This is a genomic window from Bradyrhizobium sp. USDA 376 (assembly GCF_054063675.1).
In genome coordinates this window covers 6,124,960-6,144,421 of sequence record NZ_JBSSGN010000001.1, presented here as the reverse complement: position 1 = coordinate 6,144,421, position 19,462 = coordinate 6,124,960, and the positions used below count along the sequence as shown (strand labels likewise).

Below are 19,462 nucleotides of genomic sequence, written 5' to 3'. Positions count from 1 at the left end.
CTAAGACGGCTTCTTCGGCCGCGACACCAGCTCGATCATCTTGCCTTCATCGTCGTCAGGCATTGCAGCCTTGGCCTGCGCATAGGCCTCGACCGCGGCGCGCGCGACCAGCGGCTTGCCGGCGAGCAGGCTCTCGGCGAGCTTGACGGCATAGGCGGCATCCTTGTGCCGCAGCGCTGCGGTGAAGGTCGCGCCGGAAAAATCGCGGGCGACCATGCGCCTGGAGTGACGCTGCACCTGCGGGCTGGCGGCAACGCCCGCCTGGATCGATTCCAGCACGAGATTCATGTCGAGCCCGGCCTGCTCGGCGATAGCAAGGCCCTCGGCAAGACCGGCGATCTGGATCGCGCCCATCAGATTGTTGATGAGCTTGTAGACGGTGCCGGAGCCGACCGCGCCGAAATGGCGGATGGTCGAGCCGATCGGCTCAAGGAACGGTCGGGCGCGTTCGAGATCGGCGGCGTCGGCGCCAACCAGCAGCGTCAGCTTCCCGGCCGCTGCCGCATCCGGCAATCCCGTCACGGGGCAATCGATGTAGATGAGCCCGCGCGCATTGAGCTCGCGGCCCATCTCGCGGGCGTGGTCATAGGAGACGGTGGAGCATTCGATCGCGATGGTGCCGGCCTTCGCCGTCTTGGCGGCGCCCTCCGGCCCAAGCCAGACCGCGCGCGAGGCCTCGTCGTCGGCAACCATGGTCACGACCGCGTCGGCATCGATCGCGGCATCTTCAGGCGAGGTTGCCCACAGCGCGCCGCGCGCGATCAGGTCCTCCGCCTTGGCCTTGCTGCGATTCCACAGCGTCACCGTGAAGCCGGCATCGAGATAGCGGCCGGCCATCCCGTGGCCCATCCGCCCAAGCCCGATGAAGGCGACGCGGGGCATGGCTAGTCCACGTCCTCGACGTCGCCCGCGGTGGTGCCGAAGGCACGCTGCGCCAGCGTCGCGGCCATGAACTCGTCGAGATCGCCGCCGAGCACGCCCGATGTGTCGGAGGTCTGCACGCCCGTGCGCAGATCCTTCACCATCTGATAGGGCTGCAGCACGTAGGAGCGGATCTGGTGACCCCAGCCGATATCGGTCTTGGCGGCCTGGTCAGCGGCGGCCTTCTCCTCGCGCTTCTTCAGCTCGATCTCGTAAAGACGGGCGCGCAGCATGTCCCAGGCCTGCGCGCGGTTCTTGTGCTGGGAGCGGCCGGCCTGGCAGACCACGGCAACGCCTGTCGGGATGTGCGTCAGGCGCACCGCGGATTCGGTCTTGTTGACGTGCTGGCCGCCGGCGCCGCCCGAACGCATGGTATCGGTGCGGACGTCTGATTCCTTGATGTCGATCTTGATGCTGTCGTCGATGACAGGGAAGACCTGCACGCTCGAGAACGAGGTATGCCGCCGCGCATTGGAATCGAACGGCGAGATGCGCACGAGGCGATGCACGCCCCGCTTCCGTCTTCAGCCAGCCATAGGCGTTGTGCCCGGAGACCTGGATGGTCGCCGACTTGATGCCGGCTTCTTCGCCCTCGGACTCTTCGAGGTACTCGACCTTGAAGCCGTGCGTTTCGGCCCAGCGCGTGTACATGCGCAAGAGCATCTGCGCCCAGTCCTGGCTCTCGGTGCCGCCGGCGCCGGCATGGACTTCGAGATAGGAATCGAAGCGGTCGGCCTCGCCCGACAGCAGCGCCTCGAGCTCGCGGCGTGCGACTTCCTTCTTCAGGTTCTTCAGCGCAGCTTCGGCTTCGGCAACGACGCCGTCATCGCCCTCGGCCTCGCCGAGCTCGATCATGCCGATATCGTCTTCGAGCTCCTGCTCGACCTTGCCGATGCCCGAGAGCGAATCCTCAAGCGAGGTGCGCTCCTGCATCAGCTTCTGGGCCTTCTGGGGATCGTTCCAGAGGTTGGGATCTTCTGCGAGCTTGTTCAGCTCAGCGAGGCGTGCCGTCGATTTCTCGACGTCAAAGATGCCTCCTCAGCAGCCCGACTGACTGCTTGATCTCTTCTACCAACCGTTCGATTTCGGCGCGCATATCGTTCTCTGGTCTGGCGCATGATCCGGGAAAGTGTGCAGCGGTTTCCCGAAAAGATCATGCGCAAAAAAACTAAAGCGCGATAACTCATCGCGCGTTGGGGGATGTAACGGCGGCAGCGCGAAAGCGCAACCGCCCCCCTCGCCCGTATCAGGCGTTATCCGCTACCACAGCCCACCGGTGCCCGGCCGCATGAGGAAGCCGGAATCCGGCTGCTGCTGCTGCGAGGCCGGCATGCCGCCGCGCGCGTCGGCGTCGGCCACGCCGATGACCGAATAATTATCCGGCGGCGCCGTGCCCGGCTTGAACGCCTCCAAAATGGTTCCGCCGGTCTCGCCGGGGCCGGCACGCATGCCGGTCTTGGCGACGACGCGCACCAGCTTGATGCCGGCCGGCACCTTGAACGGAACGGCGGGCTTGTCGGCGAGCGCGAGCTTGAGGAAATCGCGCGCGATGGGCGCAGCCAGATGGCCGCCGGTCGCGGCGTTGCCCTTACCGAGCGCGCGCGGCTTGTCGTAGCCCATATAGATGGCGACGGCGACGTCGGGCGAGAAGCCGACGAACCAGGCGTCCTTGGCCTCGTTGGTGGTGCCGGTCTTGCCGGCGATCGGCTTGCCGACCTCCTTGACCACGGTCGCGGTGCCGGCCTGGACCACGCCTTCCATCAGCTCGGTGATCTGATAGGCGGTCATGGAATCCAGCACCTGCTCGCGGCGGTCGATCAGCTGCGGCTCGTTCTGGTTCTTCCAGCCGCCCGGCGCGTCGCAGCCGCGGCATTCGCGCTGGTCGTGCTTGAAGATGGTGTGGCCGTAGCGGTCCTGAATACGGTCGATCAGGGTCGGCTTCACGCGGCGGCCGCCATTGGCGAGCATCGAATAGGCCGTGACCATGCGCATCGCCGTCGTCTCACCGGCACCGAGTGCGTAGGACAGGTAATTCGGCAGCTCGTCATAGACGCCGAAGCGGCGGGCATATTCGCCGATCAGGGGCATGCCGATGTCCTGCGCGAGGCGCACCGTCACGGTGTTGAGCGACTGCCTGAGCGCATTGCGCAGCGTCACCGGTCCCTGGAACTTGCCCGAGGAGAAGTTTTCCGGCCGCCACACGCCGGCGCCCTGGCCCTGGTCGATTTCGATGGGCGCGTCGAGCACGACGGTCGAGGGCGTGTAGCCGTTGTCGAGCGCGGCCGAATAGACGATCGGCTTGAACGACGAACCCGGCTGCCGGTAGGCCTGCGTGGCGCGGTTGAACTGGCTCTGGTCGAAGGAGAAGCCGCCGACCATCGCGAGCACGCGGCCGGTCCAGGGATCCATCGCCACCATCGCGCCGGACACTTCGGGGATCTGGCGCAGCCGGTACTGGCCTTCGACCGGTTGTCCTTCCTTGGTGTAGAGCGGATCGGCGTAGATCACGTCACCGGGTTGCAACACCTGCGCCACGGATGTCGGAGTCTTGCCCTTGGCGTTGCCTTGCGCCGCCCTCGCCCAACGCACGCCGTCAACGGTGACGATGCCGGTCTCGCGCTGCTTGCTGACGGCGCCGCCGAGCTCGCGGCTCGGCTGGAAGCCGATGCGCGCGGACTGGTCGCTGGTCTCCAGCACCACCGCCATGCGCCACGGCGAGATGTCGGAGAGCGACTTGATCTCGGCAAGCTTCACGCCCCAATCGCCCGACGTATCGAGCTTGCTCATCGCGCCGCGATAGCCCTGCTGCTCGTCGTAGTTCACGAGGCCGGCGACCATGGCCTTGCGCGCCATGACCTGGATCTTGGGATCGAGCGTGGTGCGGACGGAGAGACCGCCCTCGTACAGCTTCTTCTCGCCGTAACGCTCGAAGATGTCGCGGCGGACTTCCTCGGCGAAATATTCGCCGGCGAAGGTGTGGGCGCCGTTGGAGCGGTTGGTGACGGCCAGCGGCTCCTTGCGCGCCTTGTCGGCGTCGGCCTGCTTGATCCAGCCGTTCTCCAAGAGACGGTCGATGACGTAGTTGCGGCGCTCGATGGCGCGGTCGCGGTTACGGACCGGATGCAGCGTCGCCGGCATCTTCGGCAGCGCGGCCAGATAGGAGGCTTCCGCCACCGTCAGCTCGTTCACCGACTTGTCGAAATAGACCAGCGAGGCAGCCGCGATGCCGTAGGCGCCGAGGCCGAGATAGATCTCGTTCAGGTACAGCTCGAGGATCTTGTCCTTCGAGTAGGTCTTCTCGATGCGCATCGCCAGCAAGGCTTCCTTGATCTTGCGGGCGAAGGAGACCTCGTTGGTCAGCAGGAAGTTCTTGGCGACCTGCTGGGTGATCGTGGAAGCCCCCTGCGGACGGCGGTTGGAGCCGTAGTTCTGCAGGTAGAGCAATCCGGCGCGCGCCATGCCGGTGTAGTCGATGCCGCCATGCTCGTAGAAATTCTTGTCCTCGGCAGCAAGGAAGGCGTTGATCACGAGCTTCGGCACCGCCTGGATCGGCAGATACAGCCGCCGCTCCTTGGCGTATTCGCCGAGCAACGAACCGTCGACCGCGTGCACACGCGTCATCACCGGCGGCTCGTAATCCTGAAGCTGAGAGTAGTCCGGCAAGTCCTTGGAGAAATGCCAGATCAGGCCTGCCACGGCTCCGACACCGACAAGGAACACCACTGTTCCCGCGGCGAACAGGAAGCCCATGAACCGCACCAGCAAGCGCATTATGTGTTTATCCGTTCAAACTCTGGATCAGCCCAGTATCAGCCCCATAGGACCTAAAAACTGGCACCCCAAACTGGCGCCAACCTCACGTCGCGAATTCACCGGCCTACGCAATCACATCAAGGCTGGGCCCAAAGACGCTTGCCGAGCGGGATTCTCTCCGATTCCGGAACCCCCTGCGGCATTTTTTATAAAGCGTCCGCTGTGGCCAAACTAGGGCCTTTGCGGCCGGACGGAAAAACCCTTCTTCAATTCGAGATCCCCCGGTCGTCAATTGGGCGATCCCAGGGTCGTCAATTGGACGATCCCAGGGGCGTCAATTTGACGATCCCGCGGTCGCCAGCCGTTTGGCCAGGAACCCGTCGATCGCCTGCGCCATCGAGCCCACTGCCTTGGACCGCCAGCCCTCGGACACCAGGTGCTCGAGGTCGCCTTTGTTGGAGACATAGCCGATCTCGACCAGCACCGAGGGCACGTCGGGGGCCTTCAGCACCCGGAAACCGGCCGATTTCAGGGGGTGCTTGTGCATGCGCACCGTCGACTTCATTTCGCTCATCAGCACATGGGCAAAACGATTTGAAAACGTGCGGGTTTCTCGCTGAGTCAGGTCGATCAGGATGTCGGCGACATCGGTCGGCTCCTCCGCGAGGTTGAAGCCGGCGATCGCGTCCGCGCGGTTTTCGGCGTCGGCCAGACGCTGGGCCTCGGCGTCGGAGGCCTTGTCCGACAACGTATAGATGGTAGCGCCCTGCGCATCGCCCTCGGCCCGCGGCAGCGCGTCGGCATGGATCGAGACGAACAGCGCGGCCTTGAGGTTACGGGCGACTTTGACCCGGTCATTGAGGGGGATGAAGGTGTCGTCGTCCCGCGTCATCACCACGCGATACTTGCCGGCCTTGTCGAGCCGGTCGCGCAGCGCACGGCCAAATGCCAGCACCAGGTTCTTCTCGCTCTCGCCGCTCGACTGCGTGCCGTTGTCGATGCCGCCATGGCCGGGATCGATCACGACGACCGGCCGGCCGTCAGCCTTCTGCTGCGCCGTGTCCGGGGCCGTCGCGGGAACGGTTGCAGGCGGCGCGTCGGCGACCGCCGGCCGCAATTCCGGGCGGTTTTCCGGCGCGAGCGTCGCAACGAAGGCGGCGCGGTCAACCTCCTCCAGCTCGAGCACCAGCCGGGCCGGCTGGCCGTTGGCCGCCTCCACCACATAGGAATTGGCGATTTTTGTCGGCCCGGTCAGGTCGAACACGATTCGCGATCCGCCGGGCATGACGAGCCCGTAGCGGAAGGCCTTGACCAGGCCCCGTCCCGCCGTCCCGGTACCCGCGGGAAGCTGAAAATTGACCTGCGGGACGTCCACCACCACCCGGTACGGGTCGGCGAGCGTCACGGCGCGGAACGTCACGGTCTGGTCGATATCGAGGATGAAGCGGGTCTGCTTGCCATCGCCGGCCAGCCGGGCGCCCGAGGCGATCGGAAAATTCGACGCCGTAACAGAGGGTTGCGGCCGGCTCTCGGCCGCGCTCAGGCGCGAGGAATCGGCACATGGCAATACCGCAGCGCACAACAGCGCGCATCCCAGCAAGACCTTTTGTTTTGCGCGGCTCGCCACCGACTCCGTGCCTCCGAGCAGCTCTTTTAACGCAATAGAACCACAGGGTTAATCGATCCTTAATGACAGATTCGCGAAACTCGCTGACTGTGACCGCCGTGCGACGCTCCCTTGCACGGATGGTCCATTCCTCGTATGTACGGAATGCTGACGGCCGATATTTCCGGTTGTGTCGCATTCAGCCTCCCGGTGCAGCGCCGGAGCTCCCAAGGTTCGGGAATTCCAGCGTTTTCCGTTCCCCTCAAAGACCAGCGCGGTGCGCGGCAGCGAGGCGGAGCGGGTCAAGCCCCGGCGGCGGACGGTTTCCGGTTACCACGTTTCCGGGACGGTTCTGACAGCGACGTAACCCATTACCCGGTCCCTTGATCCCAAGGGGACGGTTCGTGATCCCCAAGGCGAGCGCGCTCGCGCCATGCCTGGCCAGCAGCAACTGATTGAGGGGCGGCCCCGCCGCCCAATGTTTCATACGGGCCGACGCTTGATGCGCCAGACTGTGCCGACGAACTCTGAAGGACCATTCGCGACGCTGCGGAGTGACAATCCCGCGCGCCGCTGTGGTCCTGAGGCTTCCGGTTCGGCAAGGCGCGAGAGACGGCGTTTCGGCCTTCCCCTCACCCCCGAATCAGGTGGACCGTCGCGTCACCCGGCAGCGCACATCGCGCCCACGGTGAGTCGCGCCCGCCGCCGCCAAGAGTTAAGACATGCCCAACAAGATGTTGATCGATGCCACCCACCCGGAAGAGACCCGGGTCGTCGTGGTCCGCGGCAATCGCGTCGAAGAGTTTGATTTCGAGACCGCGCAACGCAAGCAACTGCGTGGAAACATCTACCTCGCCAAGGTCACAAGGGTCGAACCCTCGCTCCAGGCCGCCTTCGTCGAATATGGCGGTAACCGCCACGGCTTCCTCGCCTTCAGCGAAATCCATCCCGACTACTATCAGATCCCGGTCGCCGACCGGCAGGCGCTGATCGAGGCCGAGGAGCAGGCCCACCGCGAGGCCGAGGAAGAGAGCGAGAACCGTTCCCACGGCCGCCGCCGTTCGCGCCACCGCAATGCCCGCCGCCGCGGTCATGGCGAACGCGTGCGCAGCGAGATCGTCGAGGGTCTCGACGCCGGCGCCGATCCCGCCGCCCAGCCGGTCGAGGGCGCGCCGCTGCCGGAGTACACCGAAGGCGCTCCGCACGAAGGCGAGCATCTGCACACCGAGGCAGAGCAACACGGCGAGCACGGTCACCACGAGCACGATGATCACGGGCACGACGACCACCATCACGCCCATGACGATGATCACCCTCACGATCATGACGACCATGGTCATGACGGCGAACACGATCATCGCGACCATGATCATGCCGACGAGACGCCCGCGCCCGTCGCCGCGGTTGGCGCAGAACCCGTCGTGGCGAGCGAGCCCGTTGCCGAGCCGCAGGAGGCCCCGGCCGTCGAAGCTCAAGCCTCCGAAGCTTATGCCTCCGAAGCGCACGCCGAGGCTCTCGCCGAAGCCGTGACGTCAGCCGCGGAGCCGGCCGATACCGTCTACGCCGCGGACGACAGCGCCGAGGCACCGCATGCCGAGGCCGCCGAAACCGGTGAAGAAGAAGACGACGAGGACGAGGACGGCGAGGAAGCCGAAGAGGAAGTCGTCGAATCCGTCGGCGGCGACGACGTGCTGGAGGAAGTGCCGGAGCGCACCTTCCGCCCGCGCCGCCAGTACAAGATCCAGGAAGTCATCAAGCGCCGCCAGGTCATGCTGGTGCAGGTGGTCAAGGAAGAGCGCGGCAACAAGGGCGCGGCGCTGACGACCTATCTCTCGCTCGCCGGCCGTTACGCCGTGCTGATGCCCAACACCGCGCGCGGCGGCGGCATCAGCCGCAAGATCACCAGCGCGCAGGACCGCTCGCGCCTGAAGGAAGTGGTGCAGGATCTCGACGTGCCCGAGGGCATGGGCATCATCCTGCGCACCGCAGGCGCCTCCCGCACCAAGCCCGAGATCAAGCGCGACTTCGAGTACCTGATCCGGATGTGGGAGACGGTGCGCGACCTGACGCTGAAGTCGCAAGCCCCGACCCTCGTCTATGAGGAGGGCTCGCTGATCAAGCGCTCGCTGCGCGACCTCTATAACAAGGAGATCGACGAGATCCAGGTTGCCGGCGAAGGCGGCTACCGCGAAGCGCGCGACTTCATGAAGATGCTGATGCCCGCCAATGTCAGCGCGGTGAAGCAGTATCGCGACGGCCAGCCGCTGTTCTCGCGCATGGGCGTCGAAAGCCAGCTCGATGCGATGTTCTCGCCGACCGTGCAGTTGCGCTCCGGCGGCTATGTCGTGATCAACCAGACCGAGGCGCTGGTCTCGATCGACGTCAACTCGGGACGCTCGACCCGCGAGCACCATATCGAGGACACCGCGCTCAAGACCAATCTGGAGGCGGCCGAAGAGGTCGCCCGCCAGCTCCGCCTGCGCGACCTCGCCGGCCTGATCGTCATCGACTTCATCGACATGGACGAGAAGCGCAACAACCGCGCGGTCGAGCGCAAGCTGTCCGATTGCCTGCGCCAGGACCGCGCGCGCATCCAGGTCGGCCGCATCTCGCATTTCGGCCTGCTCGAGATGTCGCGCCAGCGCATCCGCGCCAGCGTGCTCGAGAGCTCGACCGACCCCTGCCCGCATTGCGGCGGCACCGGACATGTCCGTTCGGTGTCTTCGGTGGCACTGCAACTGCTGCGCGGCCTCGAAGAGATCCTGATGAAGGGCGCGACCCACAATCTCGTGGTCCGCACCCGCACTGACGTCGCGCTCTATGTGCTGAACCACAAGCGCGGCCATCTGCGCGACCTCGAGAACAGCTTCAAGGTCACGCTGTCGGTCATCGCCGATCCCAGCGTCAGCGGCCCGCAGGCCTACCTCATCGATCGCGGCGAGCAGGTGCACACGCTGGAAGCCGCCAAGGCGCTGCTTGTGGCGCAGGCGGCCGCGAGCCCGCCGCCCTTGGCTGAAGACGCCTATGACGACGAGGAGTTCGATCCGGAGCTGGAATCCGAGATCGAGTCCGAGGAGACCGAAGGTCTCACCGAGGAGCAGGCTGCCGGAGAGGCAGCCGCCGAGCAGGACGGTCAGCGCCGCAAGCGCCGCCGTCGCCGGCGCGGCCGCGGTGGCCAGCGCGAGGGCGAGCTGCGCGAGGATGCAGCACAGACCGTGCCCGAGCCGGCGATGATCGCGGGCGAAGGCGAGGAAGAGGCCGAGTCCGAGCAGGACGGCGAGGAAGGCGAGGAGCAGGCCGCCCGTGGCGAGCAGCAGGGCAGCGGCGAGCGCCGGCGCCGGCGTGGTCGCCGTGGTGGACGCCGCCGTCGCGGCGGTAGCGAGGAAGGTCTCGCCGGCTCCATCAGCGACGAGCTCGCGGCGAGTGCGCCGCCGGAGGCGAGCGATGCGGTTGCCGATTTCGACGGCAATGGCGGCGAGACTGCGCCGTCGATCGTGCAGGCCGAACACGCCGCCGAGCCGCAAGTCACTGAATACGTGACCCAGCCCGAGCCCCGCGCCGAGGTGCAAGCTGAGGCACCGGCGCAGCCCGAGCCGGCCCCCGCTGTCGCTGCAGCGGATGAAGAGCCCGCCGACGACAAGTCCGCGCGCCGCCGCTCCACGGTCCGGGAAAAGGTAAGCTTCCTGCTCAACAGCCAGAGCGAGCCGGCAACGCCGGTTACGGAGGCGCCGCAGCCGGTCGCAACGCCGGCGCCGGCACCTGAGCCCGCGCCTGAAGCCGCCAGCGAAACGCCGGCCGCTCCACGCCGCGCCGGCTGGTGGTCCCGCCGCTTCGGCGGCGGCGAGTAGGCCCCGACACCCAATAAAAAACGCCCGGCACCGCCGGGCGTTTTTCGTTTCAGGGCTCCACCGCTACGATGGCACCTCGTCATCCCCGAGCGGCGCGACGTCGCGCGCGGCGATCTGGCGAAGCTGGTCGTAGAGATCGGGCGCCTCGCTGGTGCAGAGGCAGACGCCTGTGGCGGAAGGTCCCTCGCCGGCATTGAGGTAGGCGTGGCCCATGGTGCTGTCGAGATAGATGCCGTCGCCCTCGCCCAAGATCTCAGGCGCATAGAACTCGGTGTGGACAGCGACGCGTCCGCGCGTCACCACAAAATACTCCTCGCCGCCGTGGCGCAGCAGCGGGCCGAACTCCTCCAGCGAGCGCGCGCGGACCTCGGCCACGATCGGCACCATGCGTTTGCCGATCAGATCGGTGCATTGATAGGTGTAGGTGTAGAACTTCGTGGTGATCACCTGGCCCTGCCCGGCCCGGCTGATGCTCCGCCGCGCCGTCACCGGCCGGCCCCGCGCGGGCGCCGCGACCGCCGGATTGAACAGCTCGGCGATCTCCATCTTCAGGCCAGAGGTCAGCTGGAGCAGCTTGTCGTAGGTCAGCGACATCAGGCCGTTCTCGACCTTGGACAGGGTCGAGAGCGCCATGCCGGTCCGCTCCGCCACCTGCTTGAGCGTCAGGCCGCGCGTCTGACGGGCGGCCTTGAGGCATTGGCCGAGCTGGGAATTGGCAATTTCGGGCGTCGTGATCTCGCTCATGGCGCGATGCTAGCACGAAAATAGTTGATCGATCGGTCTAATCTTTTCGACCGATATAGCCCCGATCGGTCCTATTTGGTGGGCCGATGGGCAGCCTGGGCTACCGCTTGCACATGAAATGGCTCGGCTTGACGATTATTGGTGCGCCGGCCCTGGTTTCCGATATGCTAAATCGTTTTCATAATCTGAAAGGAAGCGGGCGTTGTCCGAACTGTGCGATTCCAGTGCCGTTGAGTTGCGCCGCCTGTTGGCCGCGCGGACGATCTCGCCTGTCGAGCTGCTCGACGCCTGCCTGTCGCGCATCGCCGCCGTCAATGGCGCCGTCAACGCCGTCGTGACGCTGGACGAGCCGGGCGCACGCGCTGCGGCGAAAGCCGCCGAGGCGGAAATCCTGCGCGGCGAGGATCGCGGCGCGCTGCACGGCCTGCCGGTCCTGATCAAGGACACCCAGGACACCGCCGGGATGCGCTCCACCTATGGCAGCCCACTGCTGCGCGACAACGTACCAGTCGCCGACCAGGGCTCGGTTGCGCGCTTGCGCGCAGCCGGCGCCATCATCTTCGGCAAGACCAACACGCCGGAATGGGCGGCGGGCGGCAACACCCGCAACCCCGTGTTCGGCGCCACCGGCAATCCGTTCGATCCCATGCGCTCGGCGGCCGGCTCCTCCGGCGGCTCGGCAGTGGCGCTCGCCTGCGGCATGGCTCCGCTCGCCTCGGGCTCCGACACCGGCGGGTCCTTGCGCAATCCGGCCGGCTTCTCCGGCATTGTCGGCATGCGTCCGTCTTACGGACTCGTACCAAGTGAGAAGCGCATCTTCGGCTGGTCGAATCTGTCGACCGACGGACCGATGGCGCGCAACGTTGCCGACACCGCGCTGATGCTGTCGGTGATGGCGAGCGACGACGCCCGCGATCCGCTCGCCTACACCCTGCCCGGCGAACCGGTGCGTGCGCGCGCCGAGCGCTGGGCCGCGCCGCGCCCCGCCGATCTCGGCAAGCTGCGTCTCGCCTTCACCGAAGACTTCGGCTTCGCACCGACCGAGCAGGCAATCCGCCGCGTGTTCCGCAATCGCGTGAACAAGCTCGCGCCGCTGTTCGCCGAAAGCCGCGAGGGGACGCCCGATTGCACCGGCACGGACGACGCCTTCGCCGTGCTGCGCGCGGGCATGTTCCTGGCGACGCACGGCAAGAACTACAAAGAGCGTCCCGAAATGCTCGGTCCGAACGTCCGCGCCAATGTCGAGGAAGGCCTCGGCTACACGCTCGAGGACCACGCCCGCGCCGCAACGACGCAGACGCGGATCTATCGCGCCTACCAGACCTTCTTCGCGAGTTGCGACGTGCTGATCAGCCCGACCATCACGCTGAGCCCGCGTCCGTGGTCGGAGCTCTATCCCGCCGAGATCGACGGCGTGCCGACCAAATCCTATTTCCACTGGCTCGCGCTCGCCTATGCCGTTACGCTTGCCGGCAACCCCGCGATCAGCATTCCGCTCGGCCTCGATGAGGCTGGCCTGCCGTTCGGCCTGCAGATCGTCGGCCCGCGCGGCGGCGACGCCATCGTGCTGTCGGTCGCTGCGAGCATCGAGGCTGCCTTCGCGAACGATGCGCAATTGTGCCGACCCGTGCCCGACCTCGCACGGCTCGTTTCAGCACCGCCGCTGTCGGCCGCACCCGATTTTCTCACCTGGGAATGACCCGGGCCTGACAGGAGACTTTTTCCGATGCAAAGCGCGATCGTTCTCGGCGGCGGCATGGTCGGTGTGGGTGCGGCGCTGCATCTGCAGCGACGCGGCTGGACCGTCACGCTCGTCGACCGCAGGGAGCCCGGCCGCGAGACCAGCTATGGCAATGCCGGGATGATCCAGGCGGAAGCCGTGCGCCCCTATCCGATGCCGCGCGACCTCGCCTCGCTCGTGAAGATCGCGACCGGCCGCACCAACGACGTGCGCTACAGCCTGTCCTCGCTTCATCGCCATGTCGAGCCGCTGCTGCGCTACTGGTGGCATTCGGCGCCGAAGCGGCATCGCGAAGCGATCGTCGGCTGGGCGCGGCTGATCGGCTACGCCACGAGCGAGCACGACATCCTCATCCGCGAGGCTCACGCCGACAATCTGATCCGCCGCGCCGGCTACCGGGCGCTGTACCGCGATGCCGCCGCCCTGGAGCACTCGATCAAGGACGCGGAGCAAGATCAGCGCGAATTCGGTGTGAACTTTCGCGTGCTGTCGGGCAGCGAATTGACAAAAGCCGAGCCGATCCTGCGCGACGATCTGCCCGGCGCGATCCACTGGCTCGACACCTGGACCGTGTCCGATCCGGGCGCGCTGGTCACGGCCTATGCCGAACTGTTCGTGCGCCTCGGCGGCAGGATCGTGCTGGGCGATGCGCAGAGCTTGCAGCAGAGCGCGAGCGGCTGGTCGGTCGACACCGATCAGGGGCGCATCGACGCCGCGCACGCGGTCGTGACACTCGGACCGTGGTCGCCGGATCTTCTCTACAAATTCGGCTATCGCATTCCGCTGGTGCGCAAGCGCGGCTACCACATGCATTACAGCGGCGGCGCCTCGCTCGATCTGCCGCTGGTCGACAAGGGCGGCGGCTACGCCATGGGCCCGATGGCCAAGGGCATTCGCATCACCACCGGCGCCGAGCTGACGGGCCCGGACGCGCTGGCAACACCGGTGCAGCTCGCCAGCGCCGAAGCCTCCGCGCGCGAGCTGATCGATCTCGGCAAGCGCGTCGAGCCGGATCCATGGTTCGGCACCCGCCCCTGCACGCCCGACATGCTCCCGGTGCTCGGACAAGCTCCGCGTCATCCCGGTCTCTGGATGAACTTCGGCCACGGCCACCAGGGCTTTACGCTGGGGCCCGCGACGGGACGCCTGCTCGCGGAAATGATGAGCGGCGAGACGCCGTCGATCGATCCCGCGCCGTACCGGCCGGAGCGGTTTTAGCCCCCAACGCTCGCGGCGAGCACCGCGAGCGCGGCCGACAGGCGCAGCAACGGATCGTCCCATTCGCGGGGGCTGCGCTGGCGGAACAGCCGCATGGTCGGATACCACGGACTGTCCTCGCGGTCGCGCAGCCAGCGCCAGTCGAGCGCGTAAGGCGTCAGCATCCACACGGGACGACCCAGCGCGCCGGCGAGATGCGCAACCGACGTGTCGACGGCGATGACGAGATCGAGCGCCGCGACGGCTGCCGCGGTGTCGGCGAAATCGCCGAGCGCCGGCGCAAGATCGATGATGTCCTTGCCGAGCGCGGCCAGCACCGCAGCATCCTCGGGCCGTGGCTCCTTTTGCAGGCCGTAGAGCTGAACGCCCGGCATCACGAGGCGCGGCAGCACGGCCTCGGCTGACAGCGAGCGCTGCCGGTCGCCCTTGTGTCTGGCATTGCCGGCCCAGACCACGCCGACCTTCAGTGCCGTCACATCCGCAAGCGCCGCGCGCCAGCGCGACAGTTTTGCGGGATCGGGATGCAGATAGGGAACGTGCGCCGGGATGGTGTCGAGCGTGGTGCCGAAGATGCGCGGCAGGCTCATCAGCGGCAGTTGCAGATCGAATGGCGGCAGCGGCGCGCCGCGCGGGATCACGGTGACGTCGGGAAGCTGCCGCAGCAGCGCGGCGAGCGCGGGCTGAACCTGCAAAATGATCCGGCCGCCCTTCGCCGTCACCATCGGGACATAGCGCACGAAATGCAGGGCATCGCCGAGGCCATATTCGGCGAACAGCAGCAATGTGCGCCCCTCGAGCGGCTCGCCCTGCCATTCCGGCTCGGCGAACGCGGGATCGCCGTCCGACAGCGCCTTGCATTTGCGTCGCCAGCGATAGGCCTCGAACCCATCGGCGAAATCGCCGTTCATCAGCAGGAAATGCGCATGGTTGTATTGCGCGAGCGGTTGCTCCGGATCGAGCGCGATCGCACGATGCGAGACGGCGAGCGCCTCGTCGATCTCACCGGCATTGCGCAGCGCGACCGCGAGATTGGCGTGGCCCTTGGCATATCCAGGATCGGCGACGACCGCGCAGCGATGGGCCGCGACCGCGTCGGCGGCACGCTCCTGCTTCTCGAAGATGATGCCGAGATTGGTCCATGCCGGGGCGTGATCCGGCTTCAGCAGCAGCGCGTGCTCGCAAGCGGAGATCGCTTCGTCCAGGGCGCCGAGCTCGGAGAGACAGGCACCGAGATTGCTGGCGATGACGTGGTCCGATGGATCGCGCGCAAAGCTCCGCCCGTAGATCTCGGCGGCCTCCTGCAGGTGACCGGCCTCGTGCAGGACGAGACCGAGCAGGCGCAGCGCCGGACCATTGTCAGGCGCAAGCGCGATCGCGCGGCGGTACTGGACAATGGCATCATCGAGCAATCCTCGCCGATAGAGCACCTCGCCGAGATTGCAGAGCAGCCCGGGAAGCCCGGGGTCTTGGTCGAGCGCGCGGCGATAGGCCGCCTCCGCCTCGTCGAGGCGCGCCTGATCGACGAGGAGATTGCCGAGATTGAGCCAGACGCCGCGATACGAAGGCTCCCGCGCGATCACGGCGCGATAGGCCTCTTCGGCCTCGCGGCGAGCCGCCCCTGCTCCGCGAGCACGACGGCGAGGTTGAAGCAGGCCCGCGTCAGATGCGCATCGAGCGCGAGCGCGCGGCGGTAAGCAGCTTCGGCCTCGTCGAAGCGCGCGAGTTCGTCGAGCGCGACGCCGAGCTTGTTGTGCAGGCCAGCATCATCGGGCCGCCGGACCAGCGCGCGCCGGAATGCCGCGACCGCCCCTTCCTGCTCGCCCTTCACGGCCAGCGCATCACCGAGCGTGACGAGCGCCGGCGCGTGGTCGGGATCGACGCTGAAGATGCGGCCGAGCAGCGCGGCGCCCTCCGCCGCGCGATCGGTGACGAAGGCGGCGACGGCGGCCAGATGCAGCGCAGAGACGTGATCCGGGTCGGCTTTCAGAACCTCCGAGCACAGTGCATCCGCCTCATCCGGACGCCCCGCCGCAAAATGCTCCGCCGCCTGCAACACAATCGGATTCACAGCCGCGTCGCTCACGATACCCACCCCTCAAGCTCCGAGATGCGGGTTAAACGCGCGAGCTCGAAAATTCCGTCAGTCGGCGCGCGAGGCCAGCAAATTTCCGACGGGCTCGGCGTCCGCATAGAAAAGGGCTGATCGACGATCTCGATCAGCCCTATCAATTCCTGGGGACCGACGGCGCGGCTGGCGCCGTCGGTTGTAGCTTGCAGGTCAGTCCGTCGTGATCGCCGTCTCCATGTCGGTCGGATCGATCTGCTTGGAGAGGTTGGCGGTGAGCTTGTCGCGGTCGAGCTCACCCTCCCACCAGGCAACGATCACGCAGGCGACGCCGTTGCCGCAGAGGTTGGTCAGTGCGCGGCATTCGCTCATGAACTTGTCGATGCCGAGCACGATCGCCATGCCCGGCACGAGGCGCGGATCGACCACCGCGAGCGTCGCCGCCAGCGTGATGAAGCCCGCGCCGGTGATGCCGGAGGCGCCCTTCGAGGTCAGCATCGCCACCACCAGGATGGTCAGCTGCTGGCCGAAGGAGAGATCGACGCCGAGCGCCTGGGCGATGAACAGCGTCGCCAGCGTCATGTAGATATTGGTGCCGTCGAGGTTGAAGGAATAGCCCGTGGGCACCACGAGGCCGACCACCGACTTCGAGCAGCCGAGCCGCTCCAGCTTCTCCATCAAGGACGGCAGCGCGCTTTCCGATGACGAGGTGCCGAGCACGATCAGCAGCTCGTCCTTGATGTAGGCGAGGAACTTGAAGATCGAGAACCCCGCCATGCGCGCGATGATGCCGAGCACGACGAACACGAACAGCGCTGCCGTGACGTAGAACGTCGCGATCAGGCCGACCAGGTTGAGGATCGCGCCGGTGCCGAACTTGCCGATGGTGTAGGCCATCGCGCCGAACGCGCCGATCGGCGCCGCGCGCATCACGATGGAGATGACGCCGAACACCGCATGCGCGGCATCGTCGATGAAGCTGCGGATGGTGTGGCCGCGCTCACCCAGGCTCATGATGGCGAAGCCGAACAGCACCGAGAACAGCAGCACCTGCAGGATCTCGCCTTGCGCGAAGGCGCCGACCACGGTGTCCGGAATGATGTGCAGCACGAAGTCGACGGACTTCTGGCCGGCGGCCTGCTTGGCGTAGTTCGCAACCGCCGCTTCGCTTGCCGCCGCATTGCCGAAGCCGGCGCCCGGCCTGACGAGATTGCCGACGACGAGGCCGATCACCAGCGCGAAGGTGGAGACGACCTCGAAATAGACCAGCGCCTTGACGCCGATGCGTCCGACCTTCTTGGCGTCCTGGATGTGGGCGATGCCCGAGACCACGGTGCAGAAGATGATCGGTGCGATCACCATCTTGATCAGCTTGATGAAGCCGTCGCCCATCGCCTTGATCCACTCATTGGTGGCGAACGTCGGCCACAGCCAGCCGACGATGGCGCCGAGCACGATGGCGATCAGCACCTGGACATAGAGAATCTTGTACCACGGCTTCGCTGAGGTCGGCGCGACCGGCGCCCCCGCCATCGTTGTCGTCGTCATCGTTTCACTCCCCCTCAAACGTTGGGGCCAGCCAAGATCAACTTGGCCGGCCCTGTCAATCGGAACCGCTCGTGATTGCGCGTCTTACCCGCGACGGTCGACGATCCGGCGGGCTGCCGGCATCAGCGTCGCGCCCAGCGCGTTCTTGACCAGGGACGCCGCAATGAACGGCGCAAGGCCGACCTGCCAGGCTTTGGCCATGCCAAGACCGATGCCGAAGGCCAGCCAGCCGAAGCCGGAGGCCAGAATGACGACGTGGCCGACCGCCATCGCGGCGAACAGCAGCACCACGCTGCGATCCCAGCCGCGCTCGGCGAGCCAGCCGGTGATGAAGGCAGCGAGCACAAAGCCGAACAGGTAACCCGCGGTCGGGCCGACCAGCGGTGCAATGCCACCCACGGGACCGGCGAACACCGGCAGGCCAAGCGCACCCTCGGCGAGGTGGGCGATCATGGTTGCGCTGCCAAGGCGCCAGCCATAGGCAGCGCCGATCATCAGCACCACCAGCGTCTGCAACGTCATGGGCACGTAAGGCAGCGGCAGGTTCACCTTGGCCGACAGCGCCATCAGCGCGGTGCCGAGCGCGACCAGCACAACAGCGCGCAGTGCGCCGACGGTTTCGCCCGGACGGGTCGGCCACATCAATGCGGCGAGAGGAGAACGCGTGGCGGCGGTGGGCGCGGAACGGTCAGACAAGTTGCACTCCGGAAGGCTGACGAAAACTGGCGGCTATTTAAGCCAGTGAGCGATCCGGTCAACTGCCTCCCGCATCTCTTCTGCCGAACGCGCATAAGAGAACCGTATGAATGAACGGCCATGGATGGGATCGAAATCGACGCCGGGCGTCGCCGCCACGCGAGCCTGTTCCAGCATCTGCTTGGCGAACTCGAAACTGTCCGAGGTGAAATCAGAGACATCGGCATAGAGATAGAACGCACCATCGGCAGGCAGGAACTTGCTGAGGCCCGCTTTCGGCAATCCCTCGATCAGAATCCGCCGGTTTTCCTGATAGCCGTGCTTGATCTCCTCCATCTCGGCCGCGCCGTCGAAGGCAGCCTCGGCGGCGATCTGCGACAGTGACGGCACCGAGATCGACAGGTTCTGCTGCAGCCGCTCGATCGGGCGCACCAGGATCTCGGGCACGACCATCCAGCCGACGCGCCAGCCCGTCATGCAAAAATACTTCGAGAACGAGTTGATCACGAGTGCGTGCTCGGATAGCGCCGCCGCGGTGACCGCCGGAAACGCGTAGTCGAGCCCGTGATAGATCTCGTCCGAGATGAAACGAATGCCGGCGTCTTCCGCCGCCGCGATCAGGCCGGAGAGCGCTTCGCGGGACATCATCGTGCCCGTCGGATTGGCGGGGCTGCCGACCAGCACGCCCTTCAGCGGCGTCTTGCGATGGGCCGCGAGCAGCGCCTCGCCGGTGAGCGCATGGCGTGTCTCGTTCGTGGTCTCGATCAGCACCGGCTCGCAACCGAGCGCGGTGAGGATATGGCGGTACGGCGGATAGCCCGGCACCGTCACGGCGACGCGATCGCCGGGCTCGAACATCGCCAGGAAGGCCAAAATGAACCCGCCGGAGGAGCCGGTGGTCACCACAATCCGCTCGGGGCTGACGTCACAGCCATAGGCATCGCGATAATGGCGCGCGATGCGCTCGCGCAAGGAGGGGATGCCGAGCGCGGAGGTATAGTCGATCCGCCCCGCCTCGAGCGCCGCATGGGCGGCCGCAATAGCGGTTTTCGGCGCGCCGGCCGCGGGCTGGCCGACCTCCATGTGGATGACATGGCCGCCGGCAGCCTCGATTCGGGCCGCGGCGGCCATCACGTCCATCACCATGAACGGGGGAACATCGCTTCGGCGGGAGGGCTCGAGCCACTGCCCCAACCGGTTCCTCAATGTCGCATCCTGCATCGATTTCTGCTATTTCGCTGGCGGACCGGTCCGTCCGGTCCTTAAAAACGGGGCGCTTGCGCCCCAGACTGGCCGCATTGTACGGCTCATAAGGGGTACGG

At 66.5% G+C, this 19,462-nt stretch carries 10 protein-coding genes and 2 pseudogenes; 3 read left to right on the top strand and 9 right to left on the bottom strand.

All coding sequences use genetic code 11. The features are described from left to right. The 4 genes and pseudogenes from ACVJ19_RS28490 to ACVJ19_RS28475 all read right to left on the bottom strand — a co-directional run bounded on the left by ACVJ19_RS28490 (position 1) and on the right by ACVJ19_RS28475 (position 6,301). On the bottom strand, positions 1–882 hold the full coding sequence (locus ACVJ19_RS28490; RefSeq protein ID WP_453952511.1) for an NAD(P)-dependent oxidoreductase: 882 nt from the start codon (positions 880–882) through the stop codon (positions 1–3). A gap of 2 nt (positions 883–884) precedes the next feature. Continuing rightward, positions 885–2,017: pseudogene (gene prfB / locus ACVJ19_RS28485) on the bottom strand (peptide chain release factor 2). A 164-nt stretch (positions 2,018–2,181) separates the two neighbouring features. Continuing rightward, the gene (locus ACVJ19_RS28480; RefSeq protein WP_453952510.1) at positions 2,182–4,692 is read right to left on the bottom strand and encodes a penicillin-binding protein 1A; all 2,511 of its coding nucleotides are present in this window, start codon (positions 4,690–4,692) and stop codon (positions 2,182–2,184) included. Between the two features lie 316 nt (positions 4,693–5,008). Next, positions 5,009–6,301 (bottom strand): N-acetylmuramoyl-L-alanine amidase, encoded by a 1,293-nt coding sequence (locus tag ACVJ19_RS28475; protein WP_453952509.1) that lies wholly within the window; start codon positions 6,299–6,301, stop codon positions 5,009–5,011. 701 nt (positions 6,302–7,002) lie between these two features. Between ACVJ19_RS28475 and ACVJ19_RS28470 the strand changes: the two genes are divergently transcribed. Further along, the gene (locus ACVJ19_RS28470) at positions 7,003–10,128 is read left to right on the top strand and encodes an Rne/Rng family ribonuclease (RefSeq protein WP_453952508.1); all 3,126 of its coding nucleotides are present in this window, start codon (positions 7,003–7,005) and stop codon (positions 10,126–10,128) included. 63 nt (positions 10,129–10,191) lie between these two features. On the opposite strand, the gene ACVJ19_RS28465 is transcribed toward ACVJ19_RS28470, so the two are convergent. After that, the gene (locus ACVJ19_RS28465) at positions 10,192–10,872 is read right to left on the bottom strand and encodes a helix-turn-helix domain-containing protein (RefSeq protein ID WP_453952507.1); all 681 of its coding nucleotides are present in this window, start codon (positions 10,870–10,872) and stop codon (positions 10,192–10,194) included. 202 nt (positions 10,873–11,074) lie between these two features. Between ACVJ19_RS28465 and ACVJ19_RS28460 the strand changes: the two genes are divergently transcribed. Beyond that, the gene (locus ACVJ19_RS28460; RefSeq protein ID WP_453952506.1) at positions 11,075–12,571 is read left to right on the top strand and encodes an amidase; all 1,497 of its coding nucleotides are present in this window, start codon (positions 11,075–11,077) and stop codon (positions 12,569–12,571) included. A 27-nt stretch (positions 12,572–12,598) separates the two neighbouring features. After that, a complete protein-coding gene (locus ACVJ19_RS28455; protein ID WP_453952505.1) occupies positions 12,599–13,831 on the top strand; it encodes an NAD(P)/FAD-dependent oxidoreductase in 1,233 nt (410 codons plus the stop codon). On the opposite strand, the pseudogene ACVJ19_RS28450 reads toward ACVJ19_RS28455, so the two are convergent. The 4 genes and pseudogenes from ACVJ19_RS28450 to ACVJ19_RS28435 form a co-directional block, all read right to left on the bottom strand. Continuing rightward, a pseudogene (locus ACVJ19_RS28450) lies at positions 13,828–15,923 on the bottom strand (tetratricopeptide repeat protein). The gene ACVJ19_RS28455 and the pseudogene ACVJ19_RS28450 sit on opposite strands and share 4 nt — an antisense overlap. Before the next feature lie 186 nt (positions 15,924–16,109). Beyond that, positions 16,110–17,444 carry a dicarboxylate/amino acid:cation symporter gene (locus tag ACVJ19_RS28445; RefSeq protein ID WP_453952503.1) on the bottom strand — a complete coding sequence of 445 codons (1,335 nt, stop codon included), beginning with the start codon at positions 17,442–17,444 and terminating at the stop codon, positions 16,110–16,112. Positions 17,445–17,528: 84 nt separating this feature from the next. Next, complete coding sequence (locus tag ACVJ19_RS28440) at positions 17,529–18,086, bottom strand: biotin transporter BioY (protein WP_453955228.1); 558 nt, start codon at positions 18,084–18,086, stop codon at positions 17,529–17,531. An 87-nt stretch (positions 18,087–18,173) separates the two neighbouring features. Beyond that, entirely contained in the window at positions 18,174–19,361 is a 1,188-nt protein-coding gene (locus tag ACVJ19_RS28435; RefSeq protein WP_453952501.1) for a pyridoxal phosphate-dependent aminotransferase, read from the bottom strand. Positions 19,362–19,462: the final 101 nt, after the last annotated feature.

Excerpts from the sequence above, each read along its gene's own strand:
- ACVJ19_RS28490 (WP_453952511.1), bottom strand. The coding sequence starts at position 882 with ATGCCCCGCGTCGCCTTCATCGGGCTTGGGCGGATGGGCCACGGGATG.
- ACVJ19_RS28480 (WP_453952510.1), bottom strand. The coding sequence starts at position 4,692 with ATGCGCTTGCTGGTGCGGTTCATGGGCTTCCTGTTCGCCGCGGGAACA.
- ACVJ19_RS28470 (WP_453952508.1), top strand. The coding sequence starts at position 7,003 with ATGCCCAACAAGATGTTGATCGATGCCACCCACCCGGAAGAGACCCGG.
- ACVJ19_RS28465 (WP_453952507.1), bottom strand. The coding sequence starts at position 10,872 with ATGAGCGAGATCACGACGCCCGAAATTGCCAATTCCCAGCTCGGCCAA.
- ACVJ19_RS28455 (WP_453952505.1), top strand. The coding sequence starts at position 12,599 with ATGCAAAGCGCGATCGTTCTCGGCGGCGGCATGGTCGGTGTGGGTGCG.
- ACVJ19_RS28445 (WP_453952503.1), bottom strand. The coding sequence starts at position 17,444 with ATGACGACGACAACGATGGCGGGGGCGCCGGTCGCGCCGACCTCAGCG.
- ACVJ19_RS28440 (WP_453955228.1), bottom strand. The coding sequence starts at position 18,086 with ATGTGGCCGACCCGTCCGGGCGAAACCGTCGGCGCACTGCGCGCTGTT.
- ACVJ19_RS28435 (WP_453952501.1), bottom strand. The coding sequence starts at position 19,361 with ATGCAGGATGCGACATTGAGGAACCGGTTGGGGCAGTGGCTCGAGCCC.